The 17,918-nt window shown below is 65.4% G+C and carries 12 protein-coding genes; 5 read left to right on the top strand and 7 right to left on the bottom strand.

All coding sequences use genetic code 11. The features are described 5' to 3' along the window. Window positions 1-17 precede the first annotated feature (17 nt). On the bottom strand, window positions 18-1,460 hold the full coding sequence (locus AC3WN8_RS20620) for an 8'-apo-carotenoid 13,14-cleaving dioxygenase (protein WP_492671358.1): 1,443 nt from the start codon (window positions 1,458-1,460) through the stop codon (window positions 18-20). A gap of 45 nt (window positions 1,461-1,505) precedes the next feature. Between AC3WN8_RS20620 and AC3WN8_RS20615 the strand changes: the two genes are divergently transcribed. Then, a complete protein-coding gene (locus tag AC3WN8_RS20615; RefSeq protein WP_492671357.1) occupies window positions 1,506-2,090 on the top strand; it encodes a TetR/AcrR family transcriptional regulator in 585 nt (194 codons plus the stop codon). Window positions 2,091-2,120: 30 nt separating this feature from the next. On the opposite strand, the gene AC3WN8_RS20610 is transcribed toward AC3WN8_RS20615, so the two are convergent. After that, on the bottom strand, window positions 2,121-3,041 hold the full coding sequence (locus AC3WN8_RS20610) for a tetratricopeptide repeat protein (RefSeq protein WP_492671356.1): 921 nt from the start codon (window positions 3,039-3,041) through the stop codon (window positions 2,121-2,123). A 142-nt stretch (window positions 3,042-3,183) separates the two neighbouring features. On the opposite strand from AC3WN8_RS20610, the gene AC3WN8_RS20605 reads away from it, so the two are divergent. The 4 genes from AC3WN8_RS20605 (at window position 3,184) to AC3WN8_RS20590 (ending at window position 9,516) form a co-directional block, all read left to right on the top strand. Further along, window positions 3,184-5,685: a cyclic nucleotide-binding domain-containing protein gene (locus AC3WN8_RS20605; RefSeq protein ID WP_492671355.1), complete on the top strand. Its 2,502-nt coding sequence runs from the start codon at window positions 3,184-3,186 to the stop codon at window positions 5,683-5,685. A gap of 247 nt (window positions 5,686-5,932) precedes the next feature. Further along, window positions 5,933-6,805, top strand: a complete 873-nt coding sequence (locus AC3WN8_RS20600) for a hypothetical protein (RefSeq protein ID WP_492671354.1) — start codon at window positions 5,933-5,935, stop codon at window positions 6,803-6,805. 10 nt (window positions 6,806-6,815) lie between these two features. Continuing rightward, window positions 6,816-8,645, top strand: coding sequence for a cytochrome c3 family protein (locus AC3WN8_RS20595; RefSeq protein WP_492671353.1), 1,830 nt, complete (start codon window positions 6,816-6,818; stop codon window positions 8,643-8,645). 19 nt (window positions 8,646-8,664) lie between these two features. Next, entirely contained in the window at window positions 8,665-9,516 is an 852-nt protein-coding gene (locus AC3WN8_RS20590; protein WP_492671352.1) for a phosphodiesterase, read from the top strand. Between the two features lie 129 nt (window positions 9,517-9,645). Here AC3WN8_RS20590 and AC3WN8_RS20585 read toward each other — a convergent pair whose 3' ends face one another. The 5 genes from AC3WN8_RS20585 to AC3WN8_RS20565 all read right to left on the bottom strand — a co-directional run. After that, window positions 9,646-9,840 carry a hypothetical protein gene (locus AC3WN8_RS20585; RefSeq protein ID WP_492671351.1) on the bottom strand — a complete coding sequence of 65 codons (195 nt, stop codon included), beginning with the start codon at window positions 9,838-9,840 and terminating at the stop codon, window positions 9,646-9,648. A gap of 10 nt (window positions 9,841-9,850) precedes the next feature. Next, window positions 9,851-9,976, bottom strand: a complete 126-nt coding sequence (locus tag AC3WN8_RS20580; protein WP_492671350.1) for an entericidin A/B family lipoprotein — start codon at window positions 9,974-9,976, stop codon at window positions 9,851-9,853. Window positions 9,977-10,059: 83 nt separating this feature from the next. After that, on the bottom strand, window positions 10,060-14,019 hold the full coding sequence (locus AC3WN8_RS20575; protein WP_492671416.1) for an LVIVD repeat-containing protein: 3,960 nt from the start codon (window positions 14,017-14,019) through the stop codon (window positions 10,060-10,062). Between the two features lie 104 nt (window positions 14,020-14,123). Further along, window positions 14,124-15,962, bottom strand: a complete 1,839-nt coding sequence (locus tag AC3WN8_RS20570) for a hypothetical protein (protein WP_492671349.1) — start codon at window positions 15,960-15,962, stop codon at window positions 14,124-14,126. Window positions 15,963-16,050: 88 nt separating this feature from the next. Next, window positions 16,051-17,918: heme-binding protein (locus AC3WN8_RS20565; protein ID WP_492671348.1), on the bottom strand; the 1,868-nt coding region annotated here is incomplete at its 5' end.

The raw sequence follows: 17,918 nt of genomic DNA, 5'->3' as shown, positions 1-17,918 counted from the left end.
GAGGTGGGAAGGGGGGCTTATCCCTGCGCTGGCACCCAGTTGCCGTGAAAGCCCGGCGGCACCCTGTGAGGCAGGCGGATGCTCGCGACCGGTGCTCCGTCGAAATCCTGCGCATCGACAATGACGAGATCGGTGGTCTCGTGGGGCAGGTCGATCACCAGGCCGATCAGCCAGCCTTCATCCTCGGCGCTGTCGGCGTACGCAGGCACGAAGACGAACTCGCCGGGAAAGCGGCCTTCGCCGAAGTCGTGGAGCTGGCGCGTGCCGCGCTCCATATCGTGCTTGATCAGATGCGTGCCGCCCGAGAAATTGACCGCAGGCTCGTCGGGCAGCGCCATCGTATAGGCATAGCGATAGGGCTGGCCGAAACGGCGCTCGTCGGGACGCGGGAATTCCTGGGGATGGGCGTCGATCACCCTGCGCTCGACGGTCCGCGCGGCCGGGTCGATCGTCCAGCGCTCGAATGCGCTGCGCGGGGAGTCGGGGCCGTGCACGCTTTCGGCGAACATCGTCTCGTGCGCGACGACGTCGAGCACGACGCGGCCGTCGGGCAGATCATAGGCATTCGCGACATGGAAGACATAGCAGGGGTCGACGTCGCACCAGATCACGTCGTCGCCGCCGCCGTCGCGCGGCAACAGGCCGACGCGTGCCCGATGGTTCGGGTTCCAGCGATAGGGGAAGGGGTGGCCGCCGATCAGCGCCTTCATCGAGAAGGTGACGGGCAGATCGAGGATGATCGCATAGCGCGCGGTGATCGCGCAGTCGTGGATCGACGGGCCGTCGCGCACCGCGATCGGCTCCTGGCGAACGACGGTGCCGTCCGCGCCGACGACGACATGGCGGATCGTGCCCGGATCGGTGGCGTCGTAGCAGATGGCATGCATCTCGCCGGTCAGCGGATCGAGATGCGGATGCGCGCTGAACGATCCGGCGAGTGTGCCGCCGAAATCGTCATAGGCCAGGGTGTCGAGCGTCTCGCCCAGCTTGACGGGATATCCGCCCGCCTCGATCAGCCCCCAGGTGGTGCCGGCAAAACCGAGCACATTGGTGTTGACCGTATCGCCATGGCCACGACGCGGCCCGGGGGCTGCGGATTCCCCCAGCGCCTGCGCGACTGGGGTCGAGCGGATCCAGCGATTGCGGTACCAGCGGGCTTGGCCGCCCTCGATACGCAGGCCGTGGACCATGCCGTCGCCGATGAACCAGTGGTGCGAGGCCGGATCGGCCGCGATCGGATTGGGGCCGATGCGCAGATAGCGGCCGTCGAGCGCCGGCGGGATAGTGCCGGTGACGGGCAGGTCCTCGATCGTCAGTTCCTCGGTCATCGGGGCGTGGATGCCGGTCAGATACGGATTGGGCGCATCCGGTGTGGGCATGCGCTTGCGGTTGTAATCGGCGAGTACGGTGATGCCCTTGGTCACGACGGACCTGATCGCGGTTTCGACGGCGCTTGCCATGGCGGATCTCCTCGTCCAATGTTTATGCTGTTCACATAGGGCTTGATGATAACAGTGTCAACATCGAAACGCGAAAGCTACCATCACGGCGATCTGCGGGCCGCGCTGATCGAGGCGGGGCTGAAATTGGTCGAGGAACGCGGCGCCGACGATATCGGCTTGCGTGAGGCCGCACGCGCGGTGGGCGTGAGCGCGACCGCGATCTATCGCCATTTCCCCGACAAGGATGCATTCCTCCACGCGCTGGCGGATGCCGGGCTCGAGCGCCTGGCGGCGGCGCAGATTGCCGCATCGGATGCGGCGGGTGGCGGCGTGGTGGGATTCAATGCGACAGGCCGCGCCTATGTTCGTTTCGCGCTGGCCAATCCGGGATTGTTCCGACTGATCTTTTCGAAGGGCAAGGGCGATCCCGTGAATTGGGATGCGGCGCCCGACGACGCGATGCGGCTGCTGCGCGACAATGCGGTCCGTCTGGTCGCCAAGGAGCGCGGAGCAGAAGCGGCCAAGCTCTTCGCATTGCATTCCTGGGCGCTCGTCCATGGCCTGGCGGTGCTGATGCTCGACGGCATGATCATGCCCGACGAGGCACTGATCGACCGGGTGATCGATGTCCGGAAGGTTGATTGTTAGGGACTGACCGCTCCCGTTCGGGCTGGGGGGTCAGCTCCCCGGAATCCCCAGCGCGCGTGCGGCCTCGTCGATCTGCGCTTTGGCCCCCGGATTGGCGGCGACCCCGGATTTCCAGGCGGCGGATGCGCGCGCGGTCTCGCCCAGGGTCATCCGGCTGCGCATCAGCATGATCCAGCCCTTGGGGCTTGCCGGGTTTGTCTTGAGCTTTGCTTCCAGCCCGTCGACCATCGACTGGACCATCAAGTCCTGCTGACCCTTGGGCAGGGCGGCCGCGGCCTGCATCTGCTCGCGCGTCGGGCCCGGGATGGCGGCGGTTGCGACCGAGGGCGAGCCGGCTCGCGCGGGCGCGGGTTTCACCGCCGCCAGCCGTGCGGCGATATCGATCTTCTCGCGCGCGGCCACTTCCTCGATGGTACGGCGCAGATCGGCCTCCCATGGCGCGCCGGCGGGCGTGTCGCCGAGCAACGCGAACCAGTCGTCGAGCGCGCCCTGGTGATCGCCGGCAACATCCTTCCCGACCGCCAGGAAATAGCGTGCGCGCGGATCCTTGGGATCGATCGCGATCGCCTTGCGGAACGCCTCGGCCGCGTCTCCCGGCAATTCGCGCTTGTCGGTCGACAGCGCCAGCGCTTCGCCAAGCGCCGACCAGAGTTCGGCATTGCCGGGCGAGAGCGCGGTCGCCCGGCGATAGGCGGTGGCCGCCTCGGCGAAGCGGCTGGTTTCGAAAAAGGCCCAGCCGAGCAACTGCCAGCCCTGCACGTCCTGCGGGTTGGCCTTCAGCCGCGCTTCCAGCTTGGCGATCGCCTGGTCGGGGGTTTCGTTTGCCTGAGCGGACGGAGCCGGCGCGGGCGGTTCGGCGTCATTGTCGCGCGTCACGGCGATGCCGATCGCGGCCAGCGCGATCACGGCTGCCGCACCCAGCGCCCATTGTCCGATCCGCGCATTGTCCATCGCTCAAGCCCCTCGTTTTTTGCGGCGCGCACTAGCCGCGCGCGATCAAGTTGATAGAGTAGAATCTCGGGTTCGCGCCATAAGGTCCGCAGAGCGCGCCGCAAAGGCCGTCGTGGGCCGCCGCAGGGGGAACAGTGAACGCGTGACCGAGCGGTATCGGATCGCGATTATCGGCTCCGGGCCTGCGGGGCTCAGCGCGGCTGCGCGTGCGGCCGAGCTCGGCCTCAACCATGTCCTGCTCGAAAAGACCGACCATCTCAGCGACACCATCCATAAATATCAGAAGGGCAAGCATGTGATGGCGACGCCGAGCCAGCTGGTGCTGCGCTCGGACATGGACTTCGAGGCGGGCAAGCGCGAGCGGATCCTGGGTGTCTGGGACGAGCAGGCCGCGCGGCGCGGCATCAACGTCCGCTATGATGCCGAGGCGAAGACGATCACCGGCCAGGCAGGCGAGTTCACGATTGCGACGACGCAGGGCGACACGATCCTGGCCGAGACGGTGGTGCTGGCGATCGGGACCCAGGGCAATCCCAATCTGGTGCGGTGTCCGGTGGGCAAGGGCGCTGTCGTCCAGTATCAGCTCGACGACCCCGGCGAATATATCGACGAACATATCGTCGTGATCGGCGCGGGTGATGCGGGAATCGAGAATGCGCTGGGGCTCGCGGCCGACCCGGAACAGCGCAACAGCGTCACCATCGTCAACCGATCGGCCGAATTCGCCACCGCCAAGGACGCCAACGTCAAGGCGCTGCTTGCCGCGGAAGCAGCCGGGCGCGTTCAGATCCGGCGCGAGACCAACACGGCGGCGATCGACAAGGGGCTGATCCGTTTCGACACGCGCGATGGCGAAGTGACGGCGCGCTGCGATCGGGTGATCGCGCGCATGGGATCGGCGCCGCCACGGGGCTTTGTCGAGAGCTGCGGCGCCAGTTTCGAGGAGAAGGACGGCAAGAAGGTGCGTGTGTCCGGCACCGGCATCGAATTCTCAAGCGCCGATCGCGTGTCCTATCCGGTGCTATCGCCCACTTTCGAGACGACCACCCCCGGCATCTTCGTGATCGGGGCGCTCGCGGGTTATCCGCTGATCAAGCATTGCATGAACCAGGGCCATGACGTGGTCGAGTTCATCAACGGCAACAGGACGCTGAAGCCTGCGGACGAACCGATATTGGAGGGCAAGTTCCGCAGCCTGCCGGGCGCGCGCAGCGTCGACGACTGGCTCGAATTCCTGCGCACGCGGATCAGCATCCTGGAAGGGATGAGCCCGCTCCAGATGCGCGAATTCATGCTCGACAGCGAAGCGCGTTTCTACCGGCGCGGCGAGACGGTGTTCGAGCGCAACGATCCCGGATCGTCGCTGTTCGCGATCGCCGACGGATCGGTGCTGGTCCGGGTGAATCCGGCCGATCCGAACGCGACGGTGCCGATCGCCTGCGGGTCGATCTTCGGCGAGGTCGGGCTGATTTCCGGCCGCCGGCGCGGTGCGACCGTGATCGCGGCGGAGGATTCGATCCTGGTCGAGGTCTCCCGACAGGCCGCGCTCAAGCTGCAGAGCCAGGTACCCACCGCGCGCGCCGCGATCACGCGCATCTCGATCGAGCGGCAATTGCTGCAGATGTTCGGATCGGGGCTGGCGAGCGAGGATCTCGCCGATGTGCTCGATAGCGCCGAGATCATCGGCGTCAGCGCGGGCAAGCCGGTCATCGTCGAGGGGGATGAGGGCGAAGACATCTTCGTCATCCGCTCCGGATCGATGGTGGTCGAGAAGCTGGTCGGCGGAAAACCGGTCTTTCTCTCCTATCTGCCGGCGGGATCCTATGTCGGGGAGATGTCGCTGATCGCGGGCGGGCGGCGCACCGCGACGGTGAAGGCCGCGATCAAATCGGAAGTGATCCGCCTGAAAGGCGAAGCGATCCGCGCGGTCATGGCGAAGAGACCCGCCTTGCTCGAGAAGGTCCGCCGCGACATGTCCGCGCGGCAGGATCTGAATGCGTTCATCGAGGCGAAGAAGGACAGTTTCTCGGGCGTGGTCGACCTCTATTCCTCGGTCTCCAACTTCCTGGTCGAACAGGGGGTGGGCGAGGCAACCGATGTGCTGCTGATCGACGAGAATCTCTGCGTGGGTTGCGACAATTGCGAAAAGGCGTGTGCCGACAGCCATGAGGGCCTGTCTCGGCTCGATCGCGAGGCAGGCCGGACCTATGCGCATCTTCACGTGCCGACGAGCTGCCGGCATTGCGAGCATCCGCATTGCATGGCCGATTGCCCGCCCAATGCCATCCATCGCGGGCCCGATGGCGAAGTGTTCATCGACGACAGCTGCATCGGTTGCGGCAATTGCCAGCGCAACTGCCCCTATGGCGTGATCCGTATGGATGCGGTGCCGCCGAAGAAACCGAGCCTGCTGAGCTGGCTGTTCTTCGGCGCGGGGCCGGGCCCGGGGGAACCGGGCAAGGCCTGGTCCTATGCCCATGCCGAGCCGGGTGTCGAGAAACCGAAAAAGGCGATCAAATGCGATATGTGCGCGGGGATTGACGGCGGGCCGGCCTGTGTGCGGGCATGTCCCACAGGTGCGGCGATCCGTGTTGCGCCTGAGGATTTCCTGAGCGTTGCCCGGCTGGAGCGGGGAGAAGCGTGAAGGGTTCCAGATCTCCTGCCCACCGAGCGCTCCCCACTCCGTTCATGTCGAGCGAAGTCGAGACACCCCTTCGAGCGAAGCCGAGAAGAGGGGCCTCGGCTGCGCTCGGCCGAGTGTCTCGACTTCTCCGCTTAGCGGAGAAGCCTGTCCTGAGCGCCTGCCTTGGCAGGCAGTCGAAGGGCTCGACACGAACGGAGGTGGGGAGATCGTCTCTGCCTGACTTAACCCTATCCAGGCCCACCCACTAATGGCCACACGCGTCGCATCCCGCCGCGTAAAGGGCGAGACGCTGCATGACGGTTTCCTGCGTCATCGCGATTTCCGCTGGCTGAAGATCTGCACCGCCGGCTCGCTGGTGACGATCGTCGCCTATTGCCTGATCGACGTGACGCCGCGGCACAATGGCGGCAGCTGGCTGGGCTATGCGCTGGGAACCATCGGCGCGCTCCAGATCCTCTGGCTGACCGCATTGGGCCTCAGGAAGCGTGCGATGACACGGGGGCGCTGGTCGCTGAAGGCGTGGACCTCGGCGCATGTCTATATCGGGCTCAGCCTGATCGTGATCGGGACGCTGCACACCGGATTCCAGTTCGGGCTCAACGTCCATACCCTCGCATATGCGCTGATGATGATCGTCATCCTGTCCGGCATGGTCGGAGTCGCGTTCTACGCGATGCTGCCAGCCGCGCTCAGCAACAATCGCGAGGAAATGACGCAGCCGCAGATGATCGATGCGCTGCGCTCGATTGACCGGCAGCTCCACGATGCGGCACAGCCGATCGATCATCATCTCGCCGCCCTGGTGCGCAGCTCCCTCGAGCAAAATCCGTTCGGCGGCGGGCTCGTACGGCGCCTGTCGGGCCGTTATCCCAATTGCGCGACACGTGCGGCGCAGGCCGCGATCCGCCGCGAGACGGCCTACAAGCCCAATCTGGGCGATGATCCGATCGAGAAGGTCGATGCCTTGCTGGTGCGCAAGGAAGCGATCCTGGCGCGCGTCCGCCGCCATCTGCGGATCAAGGCGCTGCTGGAGGTGTGGCTGTACGTCCATGTGCCCGTCACCTTCGCGCTGATCGCGGCGCTCTCGGCACATATCGTCTCCGTGTTCTTCTACTGGTGAGGGTGCGCGCATGACGTTCCTCATCCGCCAGATCTCGCATACGGCCGACGGGCGGGAGATTGTGCGGCCGGTGAAGGTGGATCGCTCCGTCATCACCATCGGCCGCCTGGCGGAGAACGACATCCATCTCGCCGATCTGGCGGTGACGCTGCGCCATGCCGAGATCGGCCGGGTCGATGCGCGCCGGATCACGGTGCGCGCACTCGACACGCTGGGGTTCGAACTCGACGGCCGCACCGTCATGTCGACCGAGATCGATGCCGCAAAGGGGGCCGAACTCAGGTTTGGCGGACACCGGCTGACCGTCGGGCTCGACGGCGATGCGGTGACCATCGCGGTCGAACGGGTCGGGGCGTTGTCCGATGCGACCGGAGACAAGGACGAGCAGAGGGTTTTCTCGCTGCGCGGCCTGCTGCCGGGCAAGCGGATCAGTGCCTGGGCGTTTGCGGGGCTGGTGCTTGCCGCATTCCTCGTGGCGCCGATCATGACCTGGGCGACCTATCGCAGCGTCGAACAGCGGCCGGTGAGCTTCCATGCGGACAGCCTGTGGTCGAGCGGGTCGCTCAGCCAGGCGCACAAGAGCCTCGAGAATAATTGCCAGGCCTGTCACAAGGACGCGTTCGTCGCGGTAACCGATCAGGCCTGCGCCACCTGCCACAAGGACACGCACGACCACGCCGATCCGATGCGGCTGGCGGCCGCCAAGGCGCCGCCGGGGCTGGGCGGGCGCGTCGGGCTGATGGTCGCCGCCGCTTTCAATCGGCCGCCGGGGCGCTGCGTCGAATGCCATAGCGAGCATGAAGGAGCGGGGCGGATGCAGCCCGCGGCCCAACGCTTCTGCGCCGACTGTCATGGCGGGATGAAGGGCCGGCTGGGCGACACCCAATTGCTTGATGCGGCGGATTTCGGCGTCGCGCATCCCGAATTCCGGCCGGCGGTGATCGTCCGGCCCGACGGGGATCGCCCGATGTTGCGCCGCATCTCGTTCACGGCGCGGCCGCGCGAGGAGAATGGGCTGAAATTCCCGCATGCCCTGCATCTGTCGAAGACAGGTGGGGTGGCGCGCATGGCGCAGACCATGGCGGCCGAGCAGGGTTTCGGCCAGAGCCTGGCATGCAAGGACTGTCATACCGCCGATCCGTCGGGGACGCGTTTCCAGCCGGTCGACATGGAGCGCGATTGCGCCATGTGCCACAGCCTCGCCTTCGATCAGGTGGGCGGAACGATCCGGACATTGCGTCACGGCGATCCGGCGCAGGTGGTGGCGGATCTGCGTGCCTATTATCGCGGCACGGGCCCGGCGCGACCGCCCAGCCTGGGTGGCATGGCGCGACGGCGGCCGGGGGATTATGCGCAGGGGCAGACCTATTATGCCTATTTCGGCGCGGCGGCGTCGCGCGGCGGTCAGGCGGAACAGGCGGTGCGCGCCGTCTTCTCGCCCGGCGGCGCCTGTTTCGACTGCCATGTCATCGATCGACAGGGAAATGCCGCGAGCGCGGGATTCCGCGTTCAGCCCGTCAGCCAGAATCCCCGCTATTTCCGCAAGGGCTGGTTCGATCATGACGCGCATCGCACCGAGACCTGCGAGAGCTGTCACGCCGCGCCCACGTCCAATTCGGCCGGCGATCTGCTGATCCCCGATCTGGCGTCGTGCCGGACCTGCCATGTCGGCGAAGGGGGCGCGGCGCTGAAGCGGGTCGCGGAGCCGGTGGCGTCGGGCTGTGCGCTATGTCACAGCTATCACATGGACGACGGCGCACCATGGTCCACGCGACAGCGAGTCGCGCGGATCAAGGGTGGAACGAATGCCGGAGCCGCCGCGGGTGGAGGACGCCGTTGAGCCAGGCGAGTACGGATCCATGCTGATCGGGCAGATCACCGACGTCCATCTGGGATTCGAGCCCGACAATCCGGCCGAATTCAATCGCAGGCGGCTCGATCAGGTGATCGCCTATCTCGCTCGCCCCGGCCATCGTCCCGACATGCTGCTCGCGACCGGCGATCTGGTCGATCGCGGCGATGGCGACAGCTATCGCCGCCTCCGCAATGCGTTGAGCCTCTGTCCATTTCCGGTCTGGCCCTGTGTCGGCAATCATGACCTTCGTGAGAATTTCGCGGCCTGTTTCCCCGAAATCCCGCTGGCCGACGGTTTCGTCCAATATGAGATCCCGGATACGGGCAATCTCCGGATTCTGGTGATCGATACACTGGAGGAGGGGCGGCATGGCGGCGCGTTCTGCGACGTGCGCGCCGCCTGGCTTTCGGCGCGCCTCGCCGAAGCTCCCGAGGTGCCGACCGTCATCGTCATGCATCATCCGCCGCTGGAGATGGGGATAGACTGGATGGATGGCGGCCTCGACGAGCCCTGGACGCGATTGTTCGCAGCGACGATCGCGCCGCATCCGCAGGTGCGCACGCTGATCTGCGGTCACCTCCACCGCTCGATCTCGGCTGCCTGGAATGGCCGGACGGTCACGATTTGCTCATCGACCGCGCCGCAACTTGCGCTCGACCTTTCGCCGATCGATCCCGACCGGCCCGACAATCGCCCGATGATCATTGCCGATCCGCCGGCCTATGCGATGCATCGCTGGAATGGCCGCGAACTCGTCAGCCATTTCGATACGGCCGACGAGCATGTCATGCTCGCCAAATTCGATCCCTCGATGCAGGCGCTGGTGCGCGAACTGGTGGGCGAACGCGAGGCTTGAAGTCACTCGCCAACGATTGAGCCCACCATGTCATTCCCGCGAACGCGGGAATCCAGAGTCACAAGTGCGATGCCGGCATCTTCTGGATTCCCGCGTCCGCGGGAATGACATGGGGAAAACACGGTCAGTTCAGCCCTTGGCGTGCGACTTGCCTTCCGCCTCGGCGCGTTCGAGCTCCTCGGCCTCGTCGCCTTCAAGCGCGTTCTCCGCATCCTTTGCGGCCTTTTCGACGCGATCCTCGTCCTTGGCAAAGGCGCTTGTAGCTTCGTCATAATCGCGCGCGGCCTTGTAATTGCCTTCGCCCTGTATCTTGTCGGTGGTCATCGCGGCCTCCCTATTTCGCGGTGTCTTCGACCGCGTCGCCCGCGGACTTCAGATCCTTGCCTGCGCCTTCGACGGTGTTGCAGGCGGCGACAGCGAGGCTGCCGAGCAGCGCGAATGAAAGAATGAGCTTCTTCATGATGATCTCCTTCGGACACCTCTCCGGGAGGTGTCGGTGAAGGGGCAACGCGGGAGCAGTGCTTTAAGGTCCGGTTTTATCGATCAGCCGCCAGGAATCAGCGCCGGAAGCCAATCCTCCAACGTGACCGTGTCGCGAACCTTGTAGGGAACGCCGCGGCGGTTGAGGAATAGCCGCTCCATTTCAGGCCGGGTGAAAGGGCGCGAGCCGAGCCGGCCGAACACCGCGATCTGCCCGCCGGTCTCGTCGACCGCGCGATCGCGATCGAGCCCCTTGGAGAGCGCGCGGGCAGGTGAGCGCGTGCGTGCCCATGCGATCAGCTCGGGCATCGGCGCGGGCGAGAAACCGTAGAAATTGGGCTGGCTGTCGGGCGAAGTGAGCTGGATCACCTTCAATCCGTTCCGTCCATCGGCGACATAGGCGAAGAGCGAGGCGTTGGTGGTGCCGACGATCACATCCTGCGCGTCGTTCATCGCGCCGCCGAAACTTTCCATGCGGTAGACGCGCGGACGAGCGGGGGTCTTCACATCGACGATCGCCAGCCCGTCGCGGCCCGCGGCGACATAGGCATAGGTGCGCGCGAGATAGAGGCGACGGGCATCTGCGAGCGGGATCGTGCCCGACGGGATCGCCACGGGCGTATCGAGCCGGGTGACGTCGAACAGTTTCACGCCTTCGGCATCGGTCACCCAGAGATAGCGGAACTGGATGGCCGAGGCCCGCGCGTCGCGCAGGGGAAGCGTCGCGACGAGGCGGGGCTTCAGCGGATCGTCGAGGTCGACGACGACCAGCCCGGCATCGGCGGCGATATAGGCGATATGGCCCGCCAGCGTGACGTGGCGCGCACCCTTCAGTGCGTTGCCGGGGTTCCAGGTGGCGGCGCGCTTCAGGAAATTGTTGCGGAACTCGCCATCAGCCAGCGTGGTCACATCGACGAGGATCAATCCTTCGGCACCGTCGGTGACGACCGCATAATTATAGATCGGGTGGAAGGGCTGCTCCTGGTTCATTTCGCGCATCTCTGCGGTGTTGCGCAGCGGATTGATCGGCTGGTTGGTGGCGAGCGCCATGCAGGTGGCGTCGGTTGATTTCACCTGCATATCCTGGCCGAGCGCCGAGAAAGGCGCGGTCACGATCCGTTCGGAGAAACCCTTGTTGCCGATCGAGGCGACGTCATAGACGCGGAAACCGCCGCGCCCTTCCGCCACGAACATATATTCGCCGCGCAGTTGCAGGCAGCCGACCGCGCCCGCCGTGCCCTGGGTGATGTTGCGGAATTCCTCGAGCGCGTGGGTCTCGCCTGACAGGCGCTTGTCGAAGGTCTTGCCGCGTGTCCAATCCTTCAATTCGCGGTTGTTGCGCTCGACATGGAGTTTCCACCAGTCGGGATAGGCATAGCGCTGGAGATAGGAGCCGATCACCGCCTGGGGTTCGTCCCATTCGGTGACGCGCACCGCTTCGAAGCCATTGTCCAGACCCGTCCAGGCGTGGAGCCCGACGAAATTGACGAAATTGGTGCCGAGCAGCATCAGCTGCGACATGATCGCGTTATTGTCGTCGTCCGCGCTCAGATGACAGTCGCTGCAGGTCTTGGTCTCGGTCTTGCGCACCGTGTGCGGGAAATGCGGCGCGAACGCCTGGGACGAGAAACCCGCCGACGAGATTGGCGGCTGCTGGATATAGATGCGTTCGCGATTGATGTTGGTCGAGGACAGGATCAGCGCCGAGGTCGAGCGGACCGGGGCGACGATATTGCCCTTGGTGGTCTGGTGCCGGCCAAGCTGGAACATGTCGTCGCGCGCCACCTGTGGGTTGTAGGTGGCGAAATTGCGCGTCTCCGTGCCCTCATATTTATGCTCGGTGGTTTTCCAGTTCGCCTCGATCGGCAAATGGCAGCCGCCGCATGAGGTGGTCCAGGAGAGATGGCAGGTGAAGCACGCCATGGTGTCGTCGCCATGCGCGCGATCCGCCTTGGCGACGCCGGGGCCGAAACCATATTTGCCGTCGTCGGCACCGGTGCGGCCCATCAGCTTGGCGCGCGCGGCCTTGGCGTTGAAATGCGGATTGCCTTTGGTCACTGCATCCTTGACCAATGACACTTGCCATTCGAGCGCCGGATCGACGATCGAACGCTGGATCAGCACGCGGTTTCCGGCTGTATCCTGAGACCATTCGAAGCGGCGCTTGCCGTCGGCATTGCGTAGCAGCGCCAGATTGCTGCCCTGCGGCCGCGCGGCGGGGCCGGAGGTCAGCAGCGTCGGATAGGCGTCGGCGGTGCCGTGGCAATCCTTGCAGCCGATCTCGATCGCATTGGCGACCTCACCGTAGATCAAGCCATTGCCGTGATTGTCCTGGCTGAAATGGCAGTCGGCGCATTGCAGGCCCTTTTCGGCATGGACGTCCATCATATGGACGGCCTTGCCCTTCTGCTCGCCCGGCGCGACGAACTCGGCCGCGTCCTTTTTCCTGAATTTCTCGGGATCGTCGGGGGCGACGATCTTGCCGTCCGCATCGAGCAGATTGCCCTCGCGGTCGCGCTTGTAGATGGCGCGGAAATTCCAGCCATGGCCGTGATAATCGGCGAATTGCGTGTCTTTCGCCTTGGGGTTCACATCGTCATAGACGCGGCGGAGGAACTCGGTATCGGCCCAGCGCCCGCGCGCGGCCGCGGCTTCGGGATTGCGCTCATTGACTTCGCGGACTTCGGCGGCGGTCGGATATTTCTGCTTCTCCGGCCACATCAGCGGTGCATCGGACTCATAGTCCCACATGGTGTAGCCGAGATAGGAATTCAGGAAGATATTGGGCTGATGCATGTGGCAGTTCATGCACTGCGCGGTCGGGATCGCGCGGGTGAAGACATGGCCGATCGGATGGCCCTTCTCCTTTTCTGCGCCGTCCGCATGAGTGTCGCCGGGCTGTTTGACGGCGCCGTGGCTGCCGGCACTTTCGAGCTTGCCGGAAATCGTCGGATCGATCGTGGCGCTCTGCCCGTCACGACCGAATTTGGCATAGGTCAGGCTATGGCGCGGCTCGCGATCATTTGCGTAGATGACGTGACAGCCCGCACAGCCCGAATGGCGATAATCGCCGGGCTGGTCGTTGGTGCCCATGAACCACATGAACGGATCGTTGAGCCGGGTCTTGTGGATGTTGAGAATGGGGATGGCGACACGCAGGCCGGTGGCGGGGCCGCGGCTCGATTGCTTCAGGTCGGGCCGGCCAGGTTCCTCCAGCCGCTGGATGATGCCCGTCGGATTGGGCAGGCCGATCTCCGGGAATTGCGTGGCGATATTGCGGCCGCCACGTTCGAACACGCGAAAGATATCGCCCGGCGGAACGACATGCCAGGTCGGCAACGGGTAGAGCGCGGCCAGTGCCCCGCGCGCTTTCTGCTCGGGGGTGACGGTGCCGTGCGGATCGCCGGGGGAGACGATCTTCGCGGGCTCGCCGGTGCGCGTATAGGCTTCGCCAAAGACGTAGCTCTTATAGGGCACGATGCCGTTATTATACGCGGCGCCACCCCATAGCATCGCGCCCGACGCCATCAGCGAGCGTTCGGCCGCCTCGATCACTTCCATGTGACAGGCACCGCAGGATTCGCGTGCGACCCGATAGTCGGACGGATTGACGAAGCGGATGAACTCCGGGGCTTCGCGATTGAGCAATGTATAGCTGCGCTTCGGGTTGGCGGAGGAGGGCCAGTGCCAGCTTTCGGGATAGCGCGGCAACACATGCGCCTGGTCGCGCGCGGCGACGTAGCGCGGATCGTCATGCTGAAGCTCGGAATTCCCCACCACCTTGGGATCGCCGCCATGACAGTCGACGCAGCCGAGCTGAACCGCCGGGCTGACATGCATGGTCGGTGCTTCGGATGCGGTGTGGCAGGTGATGCAGCCCGCCGATTTCGTCGCGGCCTCGGCGGGTTCCTGCACCTGCGGGGCCGGTGCGGTGAAGGCATAGATGCGCTTGACCGGCTTCTCGCCCTCGGAGGCGATCGAGACCGCTGCGGGGATGAGAAGCAGGAGAAGTGCAATCCAAATCCCCGTTCGTCCCGAGCGAAGTCGAGGGACGCCCGCGCGATGCCCACGTCCCTCGACTTCGCTCGGGACGAACGGAAGGGGGACAGGGGGGCGTAACCTACCCATCAGAAGGCCAGGATCGCATTGGCGAGGACCGAATAGAAACGATCGTCCCCGCGCCGGTTGGTGAAGAGATCGGCAAAACCCTTGCCGGGATCGAAGACTGCGGCCGACAGCCTGAAGACCATGTTCTGCGTCGCTTTCGGCCGCCAGATCGCCGCTGTCGACAGGTCCCAGCCGATCGCCTTGGGAATGCTGCCTTCGTTGCGCAGCGCCTGGAGCGAGGCGGTGTTCTCGAACCAGAGATGATTGGCATTGGCGGACAAGCGGAATGTCGGCGTCAGGTCGAAATCGGCGCCCGCGCCGAGCAGCATCGTGCCCGGATTGTTGAAATTGCTCTGCCCCTGCTCCTTGGACGAGCGCAGCGAATTGAGGATGCCGTTGCGCCCGTTGATGCCGATCGCGCGTCCGCCGCCGGCAAAGGGCACCGATTGGCGGATCCAGTAGCTGGTGTCGGCGCCAGCGAAGATCGGATTTTCGAAGATCGCGTCGAAGCCGCTCTCGGTGTCGTCATAGGGATCGCCGTCGCCGCTGGCATAAAGGCCGGACAGGCGGAAGCGCATCCAGTCATGGTCGTAGCTCGCTTCCACCGCCGCGAAACCGGCGCGGACCTTGGCGGGGCGGCTGGTGAAGAAACTGTTCCGGTCCTCACCGAGCGCGGCATAGAGCGAGGCGGTCAGGTTGATCCGCCCGATATGGCCGTCGCCCGAATAGCCCAGATAGACCACGTCGTAGTCGCGGCCGCGCAGATCGCCGAGCAGCGCGGGGCGCACGGGAAAGCCATTGTCGTCGACTTCGATCCGGCCGGCTTCGCGGTTGCGGTTGTAGGTCGCCGAAAGCTGGCTGGTGAAACCGGGAAAGGGGAAATCCTGACGATAGGCGTTCACGAAGAAAACGAAGTCGTCGCGCGGTCGCTGGGTGACGTCGTTCAGCCCCGAATTGGTGTCCTTCTCCAGCCGCCAGAATGCGGCGAGGTTGAACTGGAAGCGGTTATTGTCGCGATTGCCGAAGAAACGCACGCCGAGCTGATTGTCCTGGAACAGGAAGCCGCGGAAATCGGCCTGAAAGGGCTGGATGCCGACGCGGATCGATTCGAAATCGTAACGATCGGACGTATTGCGCAGATGATAGTCGACGAACGCTTCCTGCACGCCGAGAAAATCGTCGGTGCGGTGGGTGGGCTTGGACGGCTGGACGTGAAGGATGCGGCGCTCGGCGACATCGGCATGATTGACCTGATAAGCGAGCGTCAGCCGATATTCGACATGCGGCGGCATGAACGCGGTTGAGCCCTTGATCAGTGCGGCGCCGACGATGAAGGTCTGCGCGGCGACCAGACTGCTCGATCGGCCGAACACGTCGAGGCTGCCCGGCCGGTCGGTGGTCTGGACGCCGACAGGGATCGGGAAGCTGCGCGGCTCGATCACTGTGTCGGACACGGCGTTGAGCACGAAGAACCAGTCGTCGCCCTTGATCGGTAGCCATTTGTGCCTGGCCGGATCGATCGGCCGGTCACCCTTCAGCGTGTTCTGATGATAGGGATCGAACCAGCGTTCCTTGACCATGCCGAGCGACTCGATCAGCCGCCAGCGATCGGGCACGGGGAATTCGTCGGTGGGAAAGGCCTCGGGCGGCGGCGCGCGCACTGCCCCTGGATTTTCCTGCGTCACACGATCGGGCAATGTCGGGCGCCGGCCGGGGCGCTTACGGCCTTCGATCAGGGCGTCGTCGGCGTCGATCTCTGGCTCGGTCTGGGCTTGCGCGGGTGGGGGCGGTTCCTGGGCGCCGGCATCCGCGCTCAATGCTGTCAGCAGCGGCAGAATCGAGGCGGCGACGGCGGGCATTAGGGCGCGATCCTCCAACCCGCTCCGGCTTCGACAGGCTCAGCCCGAGCGGTAAGTGAGGACGCATTGCGGGCGTCGCGACCACGCATCACAGCCCCTCGCACACATTCTGCTGCGCGGTGTCGAGGAAGGGCGCGAAGGGGCAGCTGACATAACGCAGCCGGACATTGGCATTGCCGACATTGACGCTGATCATGTCGGCACGCACCGCCTTGGCCGCATTGCCGATCGACCCCACGCGCAACCCGGCATTGTTGAGCCCGAGAAAGCTGATCATGTCGTCCTGGTCGATGCCGTCGCCCGAAATGCCGATCGCGCCGACCAGCTGGCTGCCGCGATAGATCGGCACCGATCCGGGAAAGATCTGGATGCCGTTCTGGAGCCGGTTCTGGCCGGGTGTGACATCGGGCAGCGAGGTGCAGCGGCGCGGCGTGTCCGTAGGTGCGGTAAAGGTCAGATAGGCGAGATGCGCGCCCAGATTCTGGAGGATGATCGCCGACTGGAGCCCGGTGGAAAAGGGATTGAACTGCGCGATCGGGCGCGAGAACGGCCCGGGGCCGCGCCCGACCTCGCCATCGGGGAAATAGGGGCGTGCGACATTGCCGACGGCGCGATCCGAAAAGGCGGATTTTCCGGTGAGTGCCGTCGGATCGTTGAAGAAGCTGCGTGCGCGGGGCACGACGTCGCGCACGTCCGCGCTGGCATTGGCGGCCAGCTCGGTCGCCGCCGCGCCGTTCGAGAAGAAAGCGGCGGTGCGCGCCTTCTGCAACGACACGTCGATGCCAAAGATCGGCGCGTCGGGGGCGCGGACGATGCCGAGCGGCGTGCCGAAACTGTCGACCACCGAGATCGAGACCTGAGCACGGCTGTCGAGCGGACGGCGGATCTGGCCGCGCGCGCGGCTCATCACCGTAAAGGCTTCCTCCATCACCGCGCGGACTTCGGCCGCGGTCAGCGGCTGGGTTACCGCGACACCGTCGGTGCCGGCGCGGATCGGGTAACGATTGGCGCCCGATCCGTCGGTCAGGATGAAGGCGTCGGGATTGGCGAATTCACCCGTCGTCGCCTTGCGGATACCGGATGCTTCGGTGCCATAGGCCGCACCCGCAACCACGGCGGCGGTCGAATAGTCGCGCACCGCGCCGACCGTGCCGGTCAGCGATGCGAAGGCGGGGGCGGCGGCGGGATTGCTTTTGAGATTGGCCGGCGTCGCGTCGCTATAGCGCAGCGTCGTTCCGTCCACGGTGATCCGCGGTGCGCGGATCTCCTCGGGGGCTTCGAATCCCGTGGTCGCGGCCAGGGCGATCGACTCGTCGTCCAGGTCCGCGTCGATATCGAGAATATTGGCATCGAAATCATAGACGCCATCCGCCATCACGCCGACGCCGCCCACCAGCACGCCATTCTTGTAGAGCGGAAAGCCGCCGGCATCTGCCGACAGGCCGAGCGGAGAACGCTTGGGGCCGATCAGCGCGGTGGGGCCACCCGATGACATGAAGGTGCGAGCAAGGTCGGAACAGGGGAGCTGGCTGAACTGCACGCCGAACAAAGGCCCGCTTTCGAGCCCGACGGTATTGGGGGCGGGCGGGAAATGCTGCTGGACGATCTGGCTGGCGGTGCGTGTCGAAAAGGCGTTGCCGCCGCTCGACAGATAGGCGCCGGTGATCGCCTTGGCGATCGCGCCGCCCTCCTGCGGAAAGCGGAGGCCGGCGACGTCGATCTGCTCGTTGCTGGGCGTGCGCGGCGTGACCGCTTCGGCAAGCGCCCCGGTCATGCGGAACACCGTCAGCACATTGCCGACCCGATCGACCACCGCGATCACCGCCGGCTTGCCGCGCGCCTGCGCTTCACCGGCACCCTGGGCGACGATCCGCTGGACCTCGGCGACGGTCAGGGATTCCTGCGCGGGCACCGGATAGAGCGCGGTCGGCGTGGGGGTAGGGGTCGGTGTCGGGG

The organism is Sphingobium sp. FW305-3-2-15-F-TSA7, assembly GCF_058787155.1.
The sequence above is the reverse complement of the archived record's forward strand: the minus strand, read 5'-3'. Positions and strand labels throughout refer to the sequence as shown.